13 protein-coding genes and 1 tRNA gene are annotated in these 22,175 nt (G+C 47.4%); 6 read left to right on the top strand and 8 right to left on the bottom strand.

The window, feature by feature from the left end; genetic code table 11:
• Window position 1 precedes the first annotated feature (1 nt).
• From BN3912_RS00785 to BN3912_RS00775, 3 genes are all read left to right on the top strand, one after another.
• Window positions 2–604, top strand: coding sequence for a MotA/TolQ/ExbB proton channel family protein (locus tag BN3912_RS00785; RefSeq protein WP_023984960.1), 603 nt, complete (start codon window positions 2–4; stop codon window positions 602–604).
• Complete coding sequence (locus BN3912_RS00780) at window positions 601–930, top strand: DUF2149 domain-containing protein (RefSeq protein ID WP_004368004.1); 330 nt, start codon at window positions 601–603, stop codon at window positions 928–930. The genes BN3912_RS00785 and BN3912_RS00780 overlap by 4 nt, the downstream gene beginning before the upstream one ends.
• Before the next feature lie 237 nt (window positions 931–1,167).
• Window positions 1,168–1,968, top strand: a complete 801-nt coding sequence (locus BN3912_RS00775) for a formylglycine-generating enzyme family protein (RefSeq protein WP_230204607.1) — start codon at window positions 1,168–1,170, stop codon at window positions 1,966–1,968.
• A 270-nt stretch (window positions 1,969–2,238) separates the two neighbouring features.
• Here the strand turns inward: BN3912_RS00775 and BN3912_RS00770 are convergent, their stop codons facing one another.
• From BN3912_RS00770 to BN3912_RS00740, 7 genes are all read right to left on the bottom strand, one after another.
• Window positions 2,239–3,498: a hypothetical protein gene (locus BN3912_RS00770; protein WP_064972245.1), complete on the bottom strand. Its 1,260-nt coding sequence runs from the start codon at window positions 3,496–3,498 to the stop codon at window positions 2,239–2,241.
• Window positions 3,499–3,581: 83 nt separating this feature from the next.
• Entirely contained in the window at window positions 3,582–4,202 is a 621-nt protein-coding gene (locus BN3912_RS00765) for an aminotransferase class IV family protein (RefSeq protein WP_023984963.1), read from the bottom strand.
• The gene (locus BN3912_RS00760; RefSeq protein ID WP_004368008.1) at window positions 4,186–5,172 is read right to left on the bottom strand and encodes an aminodeoxychorismate synthase component I; all 987 of its coding nucleotides are present in this window, start codon (window positions 5,170–5,172) and stop codon (window positions 4,186–4,188) included. Before BN3912_RS00760 ends, BN3912_RS00765 begins: the two co-directional genes overlap by 17 nt.
• Window positions 5,173–5,317: 145 nt before the next feature.
• Window positions 5,318–7,603 carry a beta-glucosidase BglX gene (gene bglX / locus BN3912_RS00755; protein WP_036859964.1) on the bottom strand — a complete coding sequence of 762 codons (2,286 nt, stop codon included), beginning with the start codon at window positions 7,601–7,603 and terminating at the stop codon, window positions 5,318–5,320.
• A 27-nt stretch (window positions 7,604–7,630) separates the two neighbouring features.
• Complete coding sequence (locus BN3912_RS00750; protein ID WP_023984965.1) at window positions 7,631–9,013, bottom strand: glucoamylase family protein; 1,383 nt, start codon at window positions 9,011–9,013, stop codon at window positions 7,631–7,633.
• 135 nt (window positions 9,014–9,148) lie between these two features.
• Window positions 9,149–10,600 (bottom strand): RagB/SusD family nutrient uptake outer membrane protein, encoded by a 1,452-nt coding sequence (locus BN3912_RS00745; protein WP_023984966.1) that lies wholly within the window; start codon window positions 10,598–10,600, stop codon window positions 9,149–9,151.
• A 20-nt stretch (window positions 10,601–10,620) separates the two neighbouring features.
• Window positions 10,621–13,638, bottom strand: coding sequence for a SusC/RagA family TonB-linked outer membrane protein (locus BN3912_RS00740; RefSeq protein WP_023984967.1), 3,018 nt, complete (start codon window positions 13,636–13,638; stop codon window positions 10,621–10,623).
• Window positions 13,639–14,058: 420 nt separating this feature from the next.
• Between BN3912_RS00740 and BN3912_RS00730 the strand changes: the two genes are divergently transcribed.
• Window positions 14,059–16,875: a hypothetical protein gene (locus tag BN3912_RS00730; protein ID WP_023984968.1), complete on the top strand. Its 2,817-nt coding sequence runs from the start codon at window positions 14,059–14,061 to the stop codon at window positions 16,873–16,875.
• A 149-nt stretch (window positions 16,876–17,024) separates the two neighbouring features.
• Here the strand turns inward: BN3912_RS00730 and BN3912_RS00725 are convergent, their stop codons facing one another.
• Complete coding sequence (locus BN3912_RS00725; protein WP_023984969.1) at window positions 17,025–19,598, bottom strand: endonuclease MutS2; 2,574 nt, start codon at window positions 19,596–19,598, stop codon at window positions 17,025–17,027.
• 148 nt (window positions 19,599–19,746) lie between these two features.
• Between BN3912_RS00725 and BN3912_RS00720 the strand changes: the two genes are divergently transcribed.
• Window positions 19,747–19,831: transfer RNA gene (locus BN3912_RS00720), tRNA-Ser, on the top strand.
• Between the two features lie 436 nt (window positions 19,832–20,267).
• Complete coding sequence (locus BN3912_RS00715; RefSeq protein WP_023984971.1) at window positions 20,268–22,082, top strand: alpha-L-fucosidase; 1,815 nt, start codon at window positions 20,268–20,270, stop codon at window positions 22,080–22,082.
• Window positions 22,083–22,175 lie beyond the last annotated feature (93 nt).

Here is a 22,175-nt window from a genome sequence, read left to right as displayed (position 1 = left end):
AATGACTTACATTTCAGACGTTTTATTTTGGATATCTACGGGGCTTCTCGTGCCTGTTGTCGTGTTGTTGCTCGTGTTGTTCGGCAGGTCATTGCTGCTCATCGGCACATTTTTCGGGCAATACATGAATATGCGTAGGGTACAAACTGTGGCTACAGCCGAGCTCGAAGGGCTCACCATAGCGAATGTAGATACGCTTGCCGACCGTTTGCCGCACCGTGCATCGTCGTTATTGCTTACGTTTGTGCACCGTATGCTTGCAAATGCCGGCAGTAGTGCGCACATCTCGCGCCTGCTCTCGCAATATGAAATTGCGGCAGATAGGGATATGGGCATCTCTAAAACGCTTGTCAAGCTCGGTCCGGTGTTAGGTCTAATGGGCACACTTATCCCTATGGGGCCGGCATTGGTAGGACTTTCCATCGGTGATATTGCCACCATGGCCTATAATATGCAGGTTGCATTTGCGACAACTGTCGTTGGACTGTTCTCAGGTGCTGTGGGTATGATTACATTACAGGTAAAGAAGCGGTGGTATATGCAGGATATAACGCAGCTGGAGTTCCTTGCAGAGTTGTTGAACCGTAAAAATACTTCTGTATGAGACGGCGCAGATTACTCTTACAAGACGGCGATTTCGATCCTATGAGCTCGGTGGGAAACCTTTTCGACGTAGCTATGGTGTTCGCAGTGGCACTGATGGTGGCGCTCGTTACGCGCTACAACATGACCGAGATGTTCAGTAAAGAAGACTTCACCATGGTGAAAAACCCGGGTAAAGAGAACATGGAGATCATCAGTAAGAAAGGTCAAAAGATAGAACGCTATACGCCTTCTAAAGATCAAAGCAACACCGACGGCACCAAGGGGCGCAAGGTGGGCATTGCGTATGAACTCGATAACGGCGAAATAATTTATGTGCCGGAGTAACAGACGGTATTTTTATGGCAGTTACACGGCATGTTTATCGCCGATAGGCCATAGGTATTAGGGCAGTAAAGATATGGCGTAAGTAGGGCTGTCGGTCGTGCTTTTTCCGTTATCTTAAAAAAATAAGAACGCTCGGAAGGGTTTTTGCAGGCAGTATGATGGCTTAACTCACATAGCAGTTTTACGCTTTAAACTACTTGATTTTTAAATTTATATTTACCAAACTATTATTATTTTATGAAAAAACAGTATTCAATGATGTTCCTCTTGGGACTTTTATGTGCATCATCAGCATTCGTTTCGTGCAGTAAAGACGATGAAAAAGACAAATCTGAAGCACCCGATCCGCACGGATTCGTATGGATTAAGATCGACGGAGGGACATTCGTCATGGGTAGTCATGCCTCGGAATTGGGACACGAGGTCGATGAAGTACAGCACAACGTAACGCTCAAGGGATTCAGGATGAGCAAATATCCTGTTACTTTCGACCAATACGATGAGTTCTGCAAGGCAACCAATCGCAAGAAACCTGCCGATGAAGGCTTCGGAAGGGGCAAAAGACCGGTGATAAATGTAAGTTGGGAAGACGCCAAGGCTTATTGCAAATGGGCCAATTGCCAGCTCCCGACCGAGGCACAGTGGGAATATGCCTGCCGTGCAGGTACTGCCACGCCGTTCAATACGGGCGACAATATAACCACAGATCAGGCAAACTACAACGGTGAAAAGCCTTATGGCAACAATGCAAAGGGCAAATTGCTATGGAAGACTACAGAGGTAGGAGCCTATCCTCCTAACAAATGGGGCCTTTGCGATATGCACGGAAACGTTCAGGAGTGGTGTGAAGACTTCTATGGCCCATATCCTAAGGACGCTGTTACCGATCCTGTAGGGCCTTCTACGGGCAAAGGACGTGTGTTGCGTGGCGGAAGTTACTTCTTTGGAGCCGAGGAATGTCGCAGCGCAGAGCGCGTTGTAAGCGGCCAAACCATAGGGAGCGAGTTCACTGGTTTCCGTGTAGTTCGCCCGTTGTAAATCCTGTTAAGATAGGAAGAGGTATCTTCTGAGTACGGAGAAACGCCCTTTTTACAGGTCTTGCCGTATAGAAAAATAAGGGTAGGCAAAGGCCATAGCTTACTTGGTAAGAGCATCTGCAACCTAAAGGCAGGTGCTCTTTTTTACATTTACTGTCCCGATTATCTTAGTATAAGGAAGTTCTGTTACCCGTAGGCGGCAGATTTGCCACCGGTAAAGAGTGGGCGAGGATTGCATAGAGTGGTGGTGCGCCGTGCCCGCCATAACCGGTTAGCAGTCGAATTGATAGCTGGAATACCCCACACACTGTACAAAATTGTGCGATACTGCCTTGGAAGAAAGGAGCAACACCTTGGTTTCTTCTTCGTAATTCGTCGATAGATCGAGCACAAAGTCGGGCTTCTTGTCGCCGTCCATATCGCCTATCCAAACGATATCCGGTCGGGTTGCTTCGAACAGGGGTACTGCTGCGAGCAGCTGTTTGTAAGGGCTGCCCGCCTTGGCAAGGTAAAGTTTGTAGTTCGAAACCCCGCCCCAGTTGTCGATGAAGTAGCTTGTACAGTCGCCGCTTGCACTAAGTTCGTAGGTTTCTCCGCCAAAATTGAATACTTGTACATCGCCCGGATAAACCAAAGAGGGGAAGTTTTTCAGCGTAAAGAGCTGCTGTTGTCGTGGTTTGATGCCTTGGATAAGGAAGATAGACTTACGACTCGACGTTATTTGAGCGCCGTAAACGCCCGCACAGTTGTCGTATTCTTTACTGATTTTTATACGGGCTTTGCTCAGTAGGAATTGCTTCTTGCGGTTTTGATAGAAGTCATACCACGTCTCGTTCTTCATGTGTGTGTACTTTGAAACGGGCTCATTGCGGTACAAGGCGGGCAGTATAATCGTTATATCTCGCTCTTTGTCGGCGGGAAAGCGTACATTATCCGGCTTTACGGCCGCTGCATAGGTGGCGTTAACGAGCGACCTGTCTTTTACATGCAGGCGTTTGAACATGATCGGATAGATGTGGCGATAGAACATGCACACCTTTTTGTCGGTGCCGATAAGCATGCCTTTATATGTAAGGTTGTCGAGCCGGAAACCGTGGTCGGTATATTTTTCAAACATAAGGCAAGGAGTTGTCTGCGATATATCGACTTTTTCGGCTTTGAAAGCCTCGGTTATGAAGAGCCGTAATGTAGTGTCATTGCCGAAAAACTTATCGGTTGATACCTTTTTCCGTGTAAAACGAAACCGGTATTTGCCGTTTATAACGAGTACATTCTGCTTGATATCGATAGTTAGCTTGGGATGGTGAAGGGTATCGTAGCCCTCTTTGTCGGTATTGTAGGGAATTTCCGTCAATTCGTGTAACCATACGTATCCGTCTTGGTGGGTTGGTAAAACAGCCTTGGTTGTGTCTGCAGCCTTTGCTGCAGGGCTGTTGAAAGTGTCTTTTTTATGTTTCGTACAACTTGTAAAAAAGGTAAATATGAGGACAAGCAATACCGTGATCGGTCCTGAAATGCAGTTTCTGTTCATAGAATAATGGTTTATTACGGTTCAAAGATAGACAATTTTTCACAGAAACCAGTATTTTACGATGGGTAATCTACGACAGTGTTTCAAATATGTTTTGTAGGTGTGGCGGGCGGAAGTATGCTGCTCAAGGGCAGAACAAGTTGCTCCAGATCGATCATGGCATTGAAAAGAGCGACGGAACTGTAGCGGTGTAAGTCTGCCAGACGGACATCTTGCTCCGTCAGAAGGCCCTTGTCGAGCAGACAGGCACGCATGGTACCGCGCAGCAATGGCGTTTTAGGAGTGATCCATCGGCTGCCATCCCAAAATGCCACGTTGGTGTACGAGGTGTCGGTGATATATCCGTCTTTCACAATCAGAATTTCATCGGCGTTGCCCTGCCGTTCTTTCAGTCGCAGGAGTTGTGTGCGGTCGACGCTTTTGTAGGTGTAATCTACGGTATCGTCGCACACTGTCTGCAATGTTCGTACGGTGCGTATGCGGTAGGGTGCGAAAGAGCTTTCATAGATGCCATGCCTATCGTAGATAAATCGCCATTTAACGAGCTTAGGCATACTGTCTAAGCCCGATAGATGGGCACTCAACCGGAGCAAGGGCACAGCGCCGTGGAAATGATGCAGCGTGGCATTCATCCTTGCCTCGTGGTAGAAGCTGTTACAAACCTTGCCTTCGACTATCCTTACGGTTTCAATAAATCGGCACATATACCTTTTCTATTACTTCCCGATACTCGTCTTCGTTGCGGCTCATGGCCGTGATACCGCCGCCGGCCTTATAATATAACCGGTTGTTTTCGCAGTCGATAAAGCGTATCATCACGGCGCTATCGAGCGTTCCGTGGGCATAATATCCCATGATGCCCGTATAGAAACCGCGGTCGTAGCGTTCGGCTTCGGCAATAATCTGTACGGTCTTGGCCTTCGGGGCACCCGTTATGCTGCCCGCAGGCAGTAGGGTATAGAGCAGTTCTCCTATGTGTTGCCGGTAATATTCCGACAGTGTGCCGCTGATTTCCGAACTTGTTTGCAGAATTTCTCCTTTGTTGGTAACGATACGGTCGATATATCTGTATCTGTTAACCCGCACATGTTCCGCCACCATACTGAGATCGTTGCGTATCAGGTCTACGATGGTAGCGTGTTCGGCAGCCTCTTTAGCATCGTTCAACAGTACATCTTCGGCATTCGGAACGGCAGCATCGAGCGTTCCTTTCATAGGATTGCTGCTGATGGTGCCGTTGTTTATGCGCACGAAAGTTTCGGGTGAGAAGCATACGAAGCCGTTCTTCAGCCAACAGCGATAGGGGGCACGGGAACGAAAGAATATGTCTTGCATGCTCAGATTGGTTTCTACGGGCACTCTGCACGTAAGATTGGCCAGATAGGTGTTGCCTCTGTGCAGATTACGTTTCACTATACCGATGCTATGTTCGTAATCTGTCCGCGACGGAGGCGTGAAATGCCACGCCACGGGCGACATGTTACAGTTGTTGGCCGTGGCGGGTATATTGTGCAGGGCGGGGAAAGAAAACATACATTCGCGGCTGTCAACGCGATCGGCCTCCTCGACATAAGCCCGTTGCATGTCGTAACTGATGATAAAGACGAACGCTTTATCGGCGCGGGCCAGTGCGTCTATGCGCTTCGCAGCTTCGTTTCGGTTGAATAGTTCCATCTGATATTTGCTGCAAGAAATATTGCAGACCGAGTACAAAGGTAACTATTTTTAGGCTGAAACATTGCCTTCCGGTTTGTTATTTATATAGGATATCGCAAATATCTTGTAAAACTAAGGCAGATAGACGTATGCTCTAAGCAGCTTATTCCGACAATTTAAAGTTCTTGCTTTGCAAATCGCGACTGTTAGGTCCTACCATTACCTTAAATTCACCGGGCTCGCAAACGTAGTCGAGCGTGCTGTTGTAGAATTTAAGTTTATCGGCATCGATCACGAAATTTACCGTCTTGGTTTCTCCTTTCTTCAGTGAAATGCGGCTAAAGCCTTTCAATTCCTTTACCGGACGGCTTACCGAGCCCACTACATCGCATATGTAAAGCTGCACAATCTCGTCTCCGTCGAAGTTGCCCGTGTTGGTTACGGTTATTGTGGCACGGATGCTGTCGGCCTGTGTCATAGAAGTTCTGTCTAAAACTAAGTCGCCATATTTGAACGTAGTGTACGAAAGTCCGTATCCGAAGGGGTAAAGAGGCTCGTTATCTATATCGAGATAGTTGCTTTGAAACTTGGTGAACCACTTCCCTTCTGCCAACGGACGGCCCGTAGACAGATGGTTATAGTAGATTGGAATTTGCCCCACGCTCTTTGGCATGGTTACTGTAAGTTTGCCACTTGGCGATTTATCGCCGAAAAGCACGTCGCATATCGCGTCTCCGGCTTCTGAACCGCCGAACCAGACATTAAGAATGGCATCGAAATTGGCATCTTCCCAGTTCATTACAGTGGCCCTGCCCGAGAAGTTGAGCAATACTATAGGCTTGCCGGTTTGCTTGAGTGCCGCCAACAGAGCTTGCTGCGCATCGGGAATGGTGAGTGATGAACGGCTGCTGCTTTCGCCGCTCATCTCGGATGTTTCGCCTACAGCAGCCACAATAACGTCGGCTTTGTCGGCAACACTTAATGCTTCGCGCAGCATTTCATCGGCCGGTCGGCTGTCGCGTATCTCGCGTCCGAACATCGAACCGTTGGCCTCTATCTGAGCATCGTTCATAATGTTGCTGCCTTTGGCATACAATATCCGGGCTTTATTGCCTACGGCGCCAATCATTGCCTCGCGTAAAGATTTGTATTTATCGAATGCTGCGGCTACGCTCCACGTGCCGGGCATGTTGGCTTTAGTATCGGCCAACGGACCGATGAGGGCTATCTTGCCGGTTTTGCGAAGCGGCAACAGCCCGCCTTGATTCTTGAGCAACACGAACGTTTCGGCCGCTATGGCACGAGCATCTGCACGGTGTTGCGGCGTATAAATGAGCTTCTTGGCGCGCTTGATGTCGATATAGCGGTACGGATCGGTAAAAAGTCCCAGCTTATATTTTGCCTCTAATATGCGCCGGCACGCTTGGTCAATGGCTTGAAGCGAAACCTTTCCCTCGGCAAGCGATTGTTCTAAGGTGCCTATATAGCCGTCGGAAACCATGTCCATATCCGTTCCGGCGTTCAAGGCCAGTGCCGATACCTGCTGCAAGTTGCCCATGCCGTGGGCTATCATCTCGGATATAGCCGTGTAATCGGTTACTACAAAGCCATTGAACCCCCACGTTTTGCGCAGCACATCGGTAAGCAACCATTTGTTACCCGTGGCAGGTATGCCGTCGACAACGTTGAAAGAGGTCATGAAACTGCCTGCTCCGGCATCGGCAGCTGCCTTGTATGGCGGGAAATAATCGTTGAACATGCGCCAATGACTCATGTCTACGGTGTTGTAATCTCTACCGGCTTCGGCCGCTCCATAGAGTGCGAAATGCTTCACACAGGCCATTATGGTGTTGGAAGCTGCAAGGTTTTCGCCCTGATAACCCTTCACCATGGCACGGGCAATGGCCGATCCGAGGCAGGCATCTTCGCCGCTTCCTTCGGACATGCGCCCCCAGCGACCGTCTCGACAAATATCTACCATCGGACTGAAAGTCCAACTGATGCCATCGGCAGAGGCTTCTATGGCTGCAATGCGTGCTGAATGCTCAATGCCTTTCATATCCCAACTGCACGATAATGCCAAAGGTATGGGGAATATAGTTTCGTAACCGTGAACCACATCCATACCGAAAAGCAGCGGAATGTGTAGTCTTGATTGTTCTACAGCTATTTTCTGTACCTCGCGTATTTTATCTGCACCTTTCAAATTGAATAGGCCTCCCACCTCTCCGCGGCGTATCTTGTCGGCTATGTTGCTGCTTTTAGCCTGTCCGGTTACGATATCTCCCGTTACGGGAAGGTTGAGCTGTCCGATCTTTTCCTTTAGTGTCATCTTGCCCATCAGGTCGTCTATGAAAGATTTCATGTGCATATCATCGCTCTCGGCATGTGCCGTAAGGCATACACTTGATGCCATCAGAACGGTTATAAGTATGTTTCTTGTTCTCATATTATATAATATAATAAGGTGAAAAGATTATGGCATCGCCGCTGTTTTTATATCCAATGCGGCGAGTCCCTGCTGTATTTCGGGACAACTCATGAAGAGTTTCCACAGTAAACCGCTTCGATAGTTCTCGATCATAGGCGCAATAGTGCACTGATCGATGGCTAAATAGCGGGGTACTGTCCATTGTTTAGCTTCGGAAAAGGCATCGTAGAAGCCATATTTACCCCATATCCGGCTGCCTTTGGCGTAAAATCCTTTCAGGGCATTCATCGATTCTTGAGGCGTATAAGGGAAAGACGACAGGGCTGCAGTGGGCGTTATCACGCCCAAGTCGTTATTGGGAGCGTGGGCAGCATATCCGTTTATCGAATAACTTGCGGTGAGTCCCCAGCAATCTTTGCCGTATCCATTGAAGCCTTTTGGGTTTGCAACGCAGTAAGCATAGTCGCTTAACGCATGATTACGTACCACATTCCAGTAATTGGCATATCGGTCGGTGAGGTTTCTCGGATCAAGTCCGATCCACGAATAGTGCGCCCAAAAGAGCGGACCGCCCGTTGTTTCGGCTCCGTTGTGCCTCAATTCCAGCGGATATCCATAGGGAGCAGCGGCCGATTTTATGCCTCCGTTGCGTGCCCACCCCTTATGATAGCAGGCTGACGGTATGCTATGAGTGGACGAAGAAGCAGCAAGTATGTAGGCTATGAGACACTCGTTGTAGCCTTCCAATGGGAAATTCATCTCCCAACCATAGTCGGGCGACCAGTGCCAATATAGCACATCGCTGCCGTTGCGACGGTACCAATCGAACTCCATGCTGTGCCATAGCTCGTTTATCTTGCCGACAAGCTGCTGTTCTTCGGTGTTTCCGTCTTTGAAATATTGGCGTACACAGAGCAGACTTACCATTAGGAAACTGCTTTCCACAAGGTCTCCGCCATTGTCTTTTTGCCCGAAAGGCTTCACTTTACCTGTGGGACCGTTGATCCAATGTGGCCACATACCATGAAAACGGTCGGCATGCGACAGATAATTCACTATCTTATGAAGACGTGCTACGCCTTGTGTTCTGTCGATAAAGCCGCGGTCGATGCCTACAAGCAGGCCTGCAATGCCGAAGCCGCTGCCTCCTGTAGTTACCACGTCTTTATCGTTGTTAGGGTATATGCCATCTAAATGAATGCGTTCGGGGGCAAGTCCGGAGGTGGGTTCTGCACCGTCCCACATGTAATTAAGGCTCACCTTTTGAATGTAATCCAACATTTCGTCGTCGTTGGCAAAAGTTGCCGGCCGCGATACATCGCTATTGTTATTATTCTTACCGTTGATTTTATTTTCTTCGGAAGTCTTACATGCTCCTACACATAGTACGAATACAAGGAGTGTTGTTATCGTTATCGATCGTTTCATCTTAAAAGTACTTTTATTCGTTTAGCTATTCCCGTTTTCCCCCATGCCTTTATATGAAGTAAATTTGGCATGGCGACAGATTTTATACTGCAGTAAACGATGGCTTGTGCTGCCGTTATAAAAGTGAATAATAGTTTATTCGTTCTTCGGATCTGCTTTAAGATCGGGCACATCACTTATCTGTCGGAAGGGAAGGGGATAGTATGTATTTTCAACTGTCCATCCGTTTGTGCCGACTACCGACTCTGCCTTGCCTGTACGTATGAGGTCGTTGTAACGCTCACCCCACTCTCCGCACAGCTCCATACGGCGCTCATCAAGAATCTGGTCTGCTGTAACACCGGTGATAGTTGCCATGCCTGCCCTTGTTCTCACAAGATTGAAAGGCGCGTCTCCGTTCTCTCCTAAGCGCACTTTTGCCTCGGCATTCATGAGCAGAACATCGGCATAACGCAGAATGCGGACATTGTTATTCGAGCCATATTTCGTTCTACCGGGCGTAAGTTGGTTCTTAGGAGTATATGCTTTGCCGTTCCAAGCTTCGGTACTTGTGCCTGAAAGACCGATACTATCGCCACTCGGTGTGGTTGAACCTGGGATGAGAAAGGTTGTAGTATAGCGTGTATTCTCGCCTCTGTTATGGGCCCATTCCATAAAAGCGGTGCGGTATTTAATGAAATTCCAGCCTCCAAGATTGCCGGGGCCTTGAAATACGAACCACTGATCTACGTCTACCATCGGTCCGGAGCCTGTTCCGAAATCGGTAGTCTGGCACTCGAAAAGCGATTCGTTACACAACTTTCCGGGAATTTTGAATAATTCATAAAAGTCGTTGTATAGCTCGAACTTACCACTATTGATAATCTCGTCGGTTAAGGTCTTCACTTTATTGTAATCACCTCGGTTAAGATATATCTTTGCAGCGAGGTGTTCGGCCGTGTAGGCGGTAACTGCACCGATATGCTCCATTTCGTTTGGGCGCAACTTGGGGCAGTTCTGCATAGCGTATTCCAAGTCTTCAAGCATGTAGTTCTGTACAGCTTCTATCGTAGAACGCCTGAGATCCGTCTGTTCATTTTGGCGTAAGATCGTTACAGCGCCGAATGCTTGCACCAGTCGGTAGTAAGCATAGGCGCGCAAGATACGTACTTCACCGCAGTAAGACCGATAGTTGGCGCGTTGTGTATCGGTGGTCATGTTGGCTTCATAGCTGTCAAGAGAGATCAAAGCCGAGTTGGCTGTCTTAATAATACCATAGTATTGGTTCCACATTTCATTAAGTCCCCAGAAGCTATTATCGTATTTATAGTTGCCGAAATCGACCAATAATTGCTGATCATCGGTGCGTCCAGACCATACATCGTCGTCGCGTACGATTGTAAGAGGCCATATCACCCAGTGCATACCACCCGTTCTAACTTTTGCATATACGCCGGACACGGGTTGATAAAGGTTGTCGAGATTAGCGAAATCGACATTCTTTTCGGGTACTTTTGCCTCGGGATCTTTGTTCAAATAGTCACAGGATGTGGTAGTAAACGCAAGGATTGCCACCGCTATGATGGAAAAATATTTTATAGATTTCATTGTCGTATGGTTTGTAGTTGTTAGAAATTAATTTGTACACCGAACGTATAAGTTGCCGTTAACGGATAAACTTCCGTGTCCCATCCTTCGCTGTCACTGACTTCAGGCGTAAAGCTATTGGCCTTGAAAAGCGTTAACGGACGGTTAGCTGTCATGCTTAAGCGAATGCCGGGCATGGTGTAAGCCCCGAATTTGATATTCTTAAAGGTATAACCGAGAGTAATGTTCTGGATACGGAAGAAGTCTGCACTCTCAACAAAATAAGAATTTACGCGCTGATCGCTTACGTTCCAACCCTTTGTAAGCGCCTTTGCAGAAGGCGCAGAGTTGGTACTTCCCTCGCCTGTCCAGCGACTATCGTACTGATCTTTGTCGAAATTATAAAGGCTGGATGCATATCTTAATGCACGTTTACGGTTGTATATCTGCGCACCGGTCTGCCCGTAAGTGGTCATTTCGAAGTCGAAATTCTTCCATTCGAAGCCGATGTTCAGTCCATAGGTGAAGTTCGGAAGATATGAACCCAGTGTGGTCCGGTCGTTTCCATCGATGGTTCCGTCGTGATTGATGTCCTCGTATCTGAAGTCGCCCGGCTCAAGTCCGTTGGCAACAGCTACGGGATCGGCCGCTATTTCGGCCGCATTTTGGTAAATACCTGCCACTTTGTATCCGTAGAAAGAGTTCATTTCGTGGCCTACCCAGTTCACTGTTTTGCCGCCTTGGATAAAGGATGTGCCGCTTAGACCTTTTACCTTGTTCCATAAGAACGACAGATTAGCTCCCACATGATATTTGAAACTGCCCGCACGATCGTTCCATGTCAGGGCTGCATCAAAGCCTTGATTGAGTATTTTTCCATAGTTTCCGGCAAGTGTTTGGTTACTGAATGACAGACGGGGGCTGATTACAGCGTTTCTGGTCATACGGTGAAAATAATCTAAATCTACGTTTAGCCGACTGCGGAGCGTTGCAAAGTTGATGCCGATGTTGGTTTCTTCAACGAGTTCCCAGCGAAGATAACTGAAGTAGGTGGTATTTTGATAGCCCGGATAAGTAGTGTTTCCGAATACTCCGGAGGCACCATTACCGGTTGTGATAGATGCAAAACCGTCGGAAGCTGCCACACGATCGTTGCCCAGTTTGCCCCAACTGGCTCGTAATTTCAGGTAGTCGATGGCTTTAACACCTTTCATGAAGGGCTCTTCACTAACTACCCAAGCTGCTCCCACCGATGGGAAATAGCCCCAACGTTCTTGGTATTTCGACGATCCATCGGCACGCATGGTGAACATAAGCATATACCTGTCGTTGTAATTATAGTTCAGACGAGCGAAATAACTCATGCCCCGATAGGTTGTTCCGCCGTCTCCGTTGGAGTCGCTTTCTTCGTCTCCGAGGATTAGATACTTATATTCATCCTTTCCGGAGGGTACATTAGAGCGCGCACCCGTAAGGAAACGGTACCTTTCTTGGCGCATGGAGAAGCCGATCATGGCACCGAATTGATGCTTATTCCACTGGTCATTGTACTGTAGAGTATTATCCCAAATGGAGTTGTTGTAGGTTGTAATGCTCTTACTCAGCCTTGTAGCGGTGGTATGTTGCTGTTGGCTGACGTAATATTGGGGAGTAAAGTTGCGAGCTTCCATAGTTGAATGGTTGTAACTAATGCTTGTGCGGAGGCTCAACCTTTCGGGCAAAAGCTGCAATTTGGCAAAGAAGTTGGTGTTGAACTGCCACGCACTGTTGTCGGAATCGTAATAGTTGGCCGTTGCAACGGGGTTGTAGAAATTGTTGGTATAGCCAACAGACGACGGTGCGGCATATTTTTCGGGCGTAGCAAGGGTATTGTTATCATCGTAAACGGGATAAAGGCCGGGCGAATTGAATGCCTGTTGCCAAGCTGCATTGTTGGCGAACTGCTGTTGGGAGTTGCTGAAAATGCCGTTAAACCCTACTTTCAGCCAGCTCGTAGCGTCATAATCCAAAGCTGCACGGAAGTTCAGTCGCCGATAGTCGTTATCTACATCCATGATACCATTCTGATAAAGGTAGCTTGCACCGAGCGAATAGGTGGCATTCTGATTGCCTCCACTGATGCCGATACTATGGTTTGTTATCACTGCATTGCGCAACAGTTCCTTATACCAGTCGGTGTTGCTGCCGTAAGTCCAATTATGGAAGTCGGCATCGGCATAGCTCCCGCCGTAACGGTCGATACTCGCTTTGGCATAAGGGGCATAAGCTGTGTAGTTTGCTTCCATGAGCATTTGGGCATATTCCGAAGAACTTGCCATTTCGAGCACGTTGGTTGCCTGCTGTATACCTACATAGCCGTCGTAGGTGATCTTAGCATTCTGGTTGCGATTTCCTTTCTTTGTGGTGATAATCACGACACCATTGGCGGCACGCACACCGTAGATGGCTGCCGCAGAGGCATCTTTCAGCACGCTCATGTCTTCGATATCGTTGCTGTTAAGAAAGTTGATGTTGTCGTAAAACATACCGTCTACCACATATAAAGGAGTAGAGTTGGCAAACGAACCGTTACCGCGTATTTTCACTGTAGGGCCCGATCCGGGCGCTCCGCTGTTTACTACGTTCACGCCGGGCACCTTGCCTTGAAGGGCCGACATGGGCGATGAAGAGGGTGTGGAGGTAAGTTCGGAGCCTTTAACCACGGCGATGGGCGACGTCAGGTCTTTGGCCTTTGCCGAACCGTAGCCTATGGCAACGACTTCATCGAGCATCTTTGCATCATCTTGCATTTGTATGTTCAGATTTGAAGCAGCCTTCACGTTTTGTGTTTTCATACCAATAAACGAAATTACGATGGCAGCATCTTGCGGTACATCCTTTATGGTAAAGTTGCCATTCAGGTCGGTTGTCGCGCCAAGTTGCGTTCCTGCTACCTTAATAGTAGCACCGATAACGGGAATGCCGGCAGCATCTACCACATTTCCTTTGACTGTCTGCATTTGTGCGAAAGTCAGTTGAACGCATAAAGTCAGAACTAATAATAAAGCGATTTTCTTCATTTGTTATTAAGTTAAGGTAATTCTTTTCGAGTGTAAAATTATGTTTAAAAACGATAGTTTGCAAATTATCTGCCACGATAAAGCTACGATGTGGGTGCCGTGTACTACGTTTTTACTACGACCTTATGTCGTTATCCGTTGGTTGTCAGATAATTAAAAATAAATAAAATGCCATTTGAAGCTGAATGGATAATTACTTTAAAACCGCAGAACTGACAAAAAATGTGTGAAAGATGGCATGTCGAAAATCGGCAGAAATGCAATATTCCTGTTGCTGAAAGTATAATTTTCCGGAATTAAATCGTATTTTTGCAAACGTATATGTACCATGTAATCGGAATACATGCCGCGTATAAGCCGAGAATATGGTGCATGTAATTGGAATACATATACCGGATACGAAAACACTTGAACCGTTTTATGGCAAGAACCCTTTGCAATATAGTCTTTGTGATGTGTGCCCTAATCGGGGTACAGGGCAGAAATTTCGTGCCGGTAATCACCAACTTTTCTTCATTGGACTATCGGGCAGGGCTGCAAAACTGGGCGATTGCGCAGGGTAGAAACGGCGAAATGTACATAGGGAACAACGAAGGAGTGCTTACATACGACGGATATAACTGGACTAAAACACCGCTGCCCGAAAACACAATCGCACGTTCGCTTATGACAGATGGCAGCAGATTATACGTAGGTTCGTACGAAGAGTTCGGATACTTTGAGCATAACGAGTTGGGAAACCTGCACTATACCTCGCTTTGGAAGCGTATCAAAGGCTACAAGCCGCATAATGATGAGATTTGGAACATAGTGAAGACGGCCGACGGAAAGATATGTTTTCAGTCGTTTTGCTCGTGGTTCGAGTACGACGGGCATACCGTTCGTGCACATTACGACGCACATCGGCTGCCGTTATATTTCTTCGACATCGGCGGCAGAATATATGTACAGCTCATCAACGGCGGCTTCTGCAGGCTGGAAGGCGGGCACTATCGCGAAATCGTACCCCGCATCTCGGTGGGCAACGATAATGTAGTATCGGCATTACGATTGCAAGATGGGCGCATTTTATTGTGCACGGAGTTCCACGGATTGTATGTTTTCGATGGGAAAAACACACGGAAAATGGCTGCCGATGACGATATGTCGCTGCGTCGGGCACAGATAAACAGGGCGGTAATTGCGCCAAACGATTCTACTATCGTTATCGGAACAATTCTCGACGGTATCTATGGAATAAGTCTCGACGGTAAGACTAAGTGGCATTATTCTACCGACAATCGGCTGCGAAACAACACTGTGCTTCGCTTGTTTTGCGACCGTGATAACAATATATGGGCTGCTCTCGATGCCGGTATAGCCCTCATACACAGCGGTTCTCCCTATGGATTGTTCACTCATTCGGGCTCTTCGCTCGGCATGGTGTACGACTTTTACCGCTCGAAAGACCGTATGTACATAGCTACCAACCAATATACATACCTCTATGACGGCAGCCGGATGACGCCTATTGCTGGCACCGAAGGGCAGAATTGGCACATATCGGCTTTCGGAAACCAGCTTATCGTGGGCAATAATCGTGGCACAAAGCTCATCGAGAACTTGTCGGCAACGCCCGTATCGGGCAGTAGCGAGGCTAGCAGCACGGCCATCAGACGTTATTTGACGGGCAACGGACGCGATTATCTTATAGAAGCCAGCTATGCTGAACTGCGCATATACCGGCAGGAGGGGGGGCGGTGGAAGTTCATAAACGGTGTAAAAGGATTCATGGCACCCATAAGACAGTTCGAGATAGATGCCAATGGAATGATATGGGCTGCCCATATGAACAAAGGTCTTTACCGTATCGAACTCAACGAGAATATGGATAGAGTGGTGTCGGTACGCTACATTGCCTCGCTTGGCAGGGCAGGCGGAGGCTCGCAGATACACGTGATGCGAGTGCTCGGACAGATTGTTTTCGGCGACGGTCATAAGCTCTACACCACAGACTACAGTAATAAAATCGTTCCGTACGAGGCACTCGACAGCGTTGCGGAGCCCGATGCAATATCTTCAACACAAATAGATAATGCGCAATTTTGGCTTTCTTCGCCTAAAGGATATACCTTGATAGAGCGGCACAACGGCCGTTTCAGAAAGCTGCTCTATGTGCCCGCCGCTTTTTTCGGCATGGAGTGTGGCGACAATATGAACAATGTGCGCATGTTCGATGGCATAGCTTACTTCTGTATGAATGGCGGAGTGGGCTGCATGAATATGGGCAGACTTTTCGAAAAGTCGCCTGTTCGCACTGCTCTACGGCTGGTTGGGGTGCAATATATTACTGCAGATCACGTGGTGCACCCTATGCCTGTAAGCGGTAATCCGTCTTCGAGCGGCGATGTAACGTTGCGTTTGTCGTATTCAAACTATAATAATGAGCCGCTACGGTTTGTGTTTCGTCTCGACGGGGGCGGCATCCGTTCGGAAACAACATCGGACCTACCCCAGATAACTTATAACAGTTTATCGTACGGCAGCTACACATTCAGCGCCGAGGCGGTAGATATCAACGGAAAAACAGTGGGTTCCGTCGTCTATAAATTCCATTATCCGCGCCCGTTGTTACTCTCTATTCCGGCTTTCATCGTTTATATTCTTCTGCTCGGTGCGTTGGTCTATGCCTACGTCAGATGGAGTACGGGGCGCATACTTCGTCGCCGTGCCCGCATTATGGAGGCCGAAAAGATGCGTCAAGACCTGCAAATGGCCGAACAACGCAGCCTTATAGAGGAGCAGCAGAAGATGCTTTTAGAGCAACAGTTGCAAGACAAAGGGCGCGAAATTGCCAGTCTGGCGATGGAAGGCATTAGGCATCGTCGTCAGGTTTCCGACATCAAACAGGAGTTGCAGGGCACGGGAATGCGCTCGAACAGTAATAAAGACATCGTTAGGATGCTGCTCCACATCACGGATAACATAGATAACGACGCCTATTGGGATATCTATCGTGAGAATTTCGACCTGATACACAAGAACTTTTTCCGTCATCTGCGCGAGCAGTATCCCTCGCTTACGGCTACCGATCTGAAGTTCTGTGCGCTGTTGAGGCTCAACCTGAGCACGAAAGACATAGCTCATTTCACCGGTTTAACGATACGTGGCGTTGAAGGAGCGCGCTATCGTCTGCGCCGTAAGCTGCAGATAAAAGAAACGCAAAGCCTTACCGAGTTTCTGATAGATTTTAAATAGGGATAAAGGATGAAAGACGGATGATAAATAGTTAATGGCTTTTGAGGGAGAATATATTATATGTAGCATCCCCGTTTTCGCCTTGTAAGAGGAAAATAGAGATAAACTATTGCCGAAATAAAGCTTTTATTGCAGTTCGAGGAGTGGGGCTAAAAGTCTACCACCGTAATGCCTGCGCCTCCGAACTGCACGTGCTCGTCGCGATAGGCGGTGACATTGGGAACGGTAGAGAGATATTCGCGGATGAGTTGACGCAGGATGCCGTTGCCTTTGCCATGCAGGATACGCACGCGAGACATGCCTACAAGGATGGCATCATCGACAAAATACTGCACTGCATGTATGACCTCGTCGCCACGCATGCCCCGTACGTCGAGATCCTGTCGGAAACCTTTCTGCCGTTCTTCGATGGTTTCGCGCGTTATACGGCTCGTTCGAGCGGAACGTACAGGCTCTTCGCGTGGCGTATCGGCATGCTCCAACCGCTCTGTACGCATTTTGGTACGTATGTCTCCGAATATAACGGTGGCCGTGTTGCCGTCGACAGTCTCGACCGTCCCCACGGAAGAAAGACCTTTGATGCGCACCGTGTCGCCCACGGAAATAGATGCATCGGCGGTAGGGCGTGCGGTTGTCAGCGCTGCAGCCTCTTTCTGCCGTGCCTTTTCGGCTTCTTTGTCTTTCTTACGCTTTTCGTGTCGCTCTTTCCGACGCTGTATCTGTTCTATTTTCCGTGCTATCTTTTCGTCGTTCGCCGTGGCGTCTATATTGCTTATTTCTCCTTTAAAAGCATTGAGTTCTTCGCGTATGCGCTTGGTTTCTTCCTTTTCTGCTTGGTTCTCTCGTATCTGGCGTATCGCGTTTTCTATTTTTTTATTACTCTCGCGCAGCAGTTCTTCGGCCTGTTCTTTGGCTTTTTGCATGATTTCTTTGCGGCTCTGCGTAAGGTCGGCAATATCTGTTTCGTACTTGGCAATGGTCTTTTCCAGCTCTTTTTCGCGCTGATGAATGGTTTGACGCTTATGTTCCCAGTAGCGTTTATCACGAACTATGTCCTGCAGATACTTGTCGCTCTGAATATAATCGGAACCTACGATTTCGGAAGCATCGCTGATTACGACTTCCGGAATGCCCGTTTTGCGGGCTATTTCGATGGCAAAAGAGCTGCCGGGTTGACCTATGGCCAGCTGAAACAGTGCTCTCATCTCGTTTCGATCGTAAAGCATGGCGCCGTTTACCACACCTTCGTGGGCGTCGGCAAAGTGTTTCAGGTTCTGATAATGGGTGGTTATCACGCCGTAGGCCTGCTTGTTGCAGAACTGTTTCAATACGGATTCGGCAATGGCACCGCCTATCTGTGGCTCCGTACCCGTACCGAATTCGTCGATAAGCAGCAATGTATTGCCGTCAGCCTGCCTCATCATTATTTTCATGTTCGTCAAGTGCGAGGAATAGGTACTCAGATCGTTCTCGATACTCTGTTCGTCGCCGATGTCTATCATGATGTTTTGGAATACCCCCATGACAGACCTGTCGCCTACGGGCACCGAGAGTCCGCACTGTAACATGTACTGAAGTAGGCCTACGGTTTTAAGACAAACCGACTTGCCGCCGGCATTCGGGCCGGATATGATGAGGATGCGTTTCTCTTGGGTGAGCATGATATCCAGTGGTGTTACCTGCTTTCCCTGCCTTTGCAGCGACATCTGTAGCAGTGGGTGTACGGCTCTGATCCAGTCGATATGGGGATATTCGACCGCTACCGGTTCGAAAGCATTCATGAGTTTGGCCGTTTCGGCCTTGGCACGGATGAAATCTATCGTGGCGAGAAAGCCGAACGAGGAGAGCATCTCTTTGACATGAGGGCGCAACAGCTTAGCCATATCGGTAAGAATGCGTATGATTTCGCGGCGTTCATCAGCCTCTAACTCGCGTATTTTGTTATTGGCTTCTACCACTTCGGTGGGTTCTATGAAGACTGTTTTGCCCGAGGCCGACTCGTCGTGTACTATTCCGTGAAGTCTGCGTTTAAGTGCCGGCGCCACGGGAATGACCAGTCGACCGTCACGCATGGTTGGTGTAACGTCTTTCTCCACAAGACCTTCGCTCTGCGCATTGCGCAATATATTATGTAAGGTACGCGAGATGGAGCCTTCGGTGCGCGATAATTCCTGCCTGATACGGGCAAGTTCGGGCGATGCACCGTCACGTATGTGGCCGAATTTATCGAGTATTCGGTCGATGTGTTGTATCAGTTGCGGGAATGTTGTCACGCCTTCGGTTAGCTTGTACAGTGCCGGATATAGTTTATTTGTACTTTTCTCTTGTACATCTTCCGCATCTTTTTGTGCCTCGTGTGGGGTAGGAGAGAGAGTTGTTTGTGGCGTTGAAGCCTGTAAAAAGGTAACGATAAGATGGATAGTGCCCAGCGATCGGCGTAGATCGAATAGCTCCTGTTCCTCTAAATGCGTGCCCTCGAGACGTATGCGCGATACGCTTTCGCGCACATCGAAGAAGTTCTGTAACGGGAAGTTGTCGGCTTCTTCGAGTATACGTCTGAATTCTTTGATCTGTTCCAACCATTCGTTGATGGCGTGCGGATCGGTTGTGAACGCCATATTATCTACCTTTTCCTTACCCAAACTTGACAGACAGCGTTCGCGGAGCAACGCCCTGATTTCGTTAAACCCTATTTTTTGTTCGAAATTATGCGGATAAATCATGCTGCAAAATTAAGCTAAGTTGGCGTAAAAACAAAATTATAGTACGGCAATACTTAAAAAACGGATGAAATATTTGTAAGTGTCAAAAAATCGATGTACCTTTGCAAACGCTTTAGACCACGCCGTTAAGGTTCGAAAAAAGTAAAAAGGAAAGATGGTAGAGTGGTCGATTACACCGGTCTTGAAAACCGGCGTGCGGAGACGCACCGGGGGTTCGAATCCCTCTCTTTCCGCAAGATGAGGGTGTAAATCAACGAGTTGCGTGATTTACACCCTTTTATTACATCCTGAAAAGCAGATGTTTTATTTCTGAACACTATTCTGGCATTCCTAAAAAGTATATAACATTCGTTCCTTTTAAAGAAACATCTGGGGCATTATCGAAAAGGAAAATGGCGTAACATCGGTTTGCATATCGATACGAATGATGCTGGTAAATTCGCATAGGACGACATGACATATTCCGATCTGTCGATAGCTAAAGATATTGAACGGTTGAGTTTTTGCGTGGAGGAGTATCGTAACCTGTCCGACTGTAACCTGTTTAACCAAGAAAAAAATCCGCCGTAAGCTGGCTGTGAGGAAGAGATAGAGCCACCGATTTATTATATAGACAATATTATTATTCAATAGAATGCAGTTGAAGAAAACATTATACAAAGCGAAGATATGACCAACAGACATTACATTATAGCACTGGCATTAACCTGCGTAACCGTTATTTATGGAGCAAACGACAATAATGCTCCTGCTCCGTGTTATCCTATTCCGTCCAAGGCACAAGTAGAATGGCAAAAGATGGAAACGTATGGCTTCATTCACTTCGGTCTGAACACGTTCAACGACCGCGAGTGGGGATACGGAGACTCTAAGTTAGAAACATTCAATCCTACGAAACTCGATTGCGAACAATGGGTTCGTACGCTTGCCAATGCAGGTTTTAAAGGCGTTATCCTTACTGCAAAGCATCATGACGGATTTTGTCTGTGGCCCACAAAATATACAGATTACAGTATTCGCAATACTTCCTATAAAGACGGGAAAGGCGATATTTTGGGCGAATTGGCAGCAGCGTGTCGTAAATATGGGCTGAAACTTGGCGTATATCTTTCCCCTTGGGACAGGCATCAAGGGTTTTACGGCACCCCGTTATATGTAGAATACTTCTATTGCCAGCTTGAAGAACTGCTAACGCAATATGGAGATATCTTTGAAGTATGGTTTGACGGAGCCAATGGAGGCGACGGATGGTATGCTGGTGCCAAGGAAAATAGAACCATAGACCGGCGCACTTATTATGATTTTCCGCGTGCCTATCGATTGATTGCCAAGACTCAACCCGATGCAATCATCTTTTCTGATGGTGGTCCGGGATGCCGGTGGGTGGGTAATGAAAAAGGATTTGCGTTTGCCACCAATTGGTCTTTCCTTCGCAAAGATGTCGTTTATCCCGGATATGAGAAATATTATGAATTGCAAACGGGGCATCCCGACGGCGATACATGGGTAGCAGCAGAGTGTGATGTCTCGATACGTCCGGGATGGTTTTATCATGAGAAGGAAGACGGAAAGGTAAAATCGGTAGACCAGCTTACAGATATATATTATCGCAGTGTGGGGCATAACGCGACATTCCTGTTGAATTTCCCTGTAAATAAAGAGGGACTTATCCACCCGATCGACTCTGCCAATGCCGTAGGTTTCTATAAACGAATTGCAAGCGAGATGGCCGATAACCTTCTTACCCGAGCTAAAATCAAGGCTTCCAATACGCGCGGAAAGAACTTTTCCGTAAAATCATTGACAGATAACAATTATGATACTTATTGGGCAACAAATGATAATGTCGTGAAAGCCGAATTGGATATCGTTTTTAAGCATCGGACAAAGCTCAATCGGATGAAGCTGCAAGAGTATATTCCGCTCGGACAACGTGTTAAATCTTTTATTGTTGAATACAAATCCGGTAACGATTGGCTGCCCGTTAAACTAAATGAAGAAACGACAACAATAGGATATAAGCGTTTATTAAGGTTCGAAACGATAGAGACTCGTGCACTTCGAATTAGGTTTCTCGATGCCCGTGCTTGCCTCTGCATCAATGAACTTGGTGTTTATTATTCCCCTTATGTAACAGAAGATTATGTAATAAAAACTGAAGAAATTAAAGGATTTGACTTCGTTGATATTGCTTCTCAGCAGCCTGATGTTATTTTGTTTGACCTCGGTTCTAAACAAACAGTGCGTTCTTTCCATTATTTACCGACGACAAATGGCATTATTTCCAATTATGAAATTTATGTAGGTGAGACACCCGATAATATGCAACTTGTGGCAGATGGGGAATTTTCAAACATTCGTAACAACCCTGTCATGCAAGATTTGTTCTTCACACCGACAGTAGGGCGTTATGTTATGCTCAAAGCAAGGAGAATGATCAATGATGGAGAGTCTCCCAAATACGAGAAGATAATCATTCGATAATTTTCAATTGCCCGATTTGTCCCCGTTCAATCAAAAAATATCTATGTATGCAAAGACATTCCGTTTTATACATTATTGTTTTATTGCTTTTCG

Source organism: Prevotella phocaeensis, from assembly GCF_900065875.1.
Taxonomy (GTDB): Bacteria; Bacteroidota; Bacteroidia; order Bacteroidales; family Bacteroidaceae; genus Prevotella; species Prevotella phocaeensis.
This window is presented reverse-complemented; position numbering and strand designations above follow the sequence as displayed.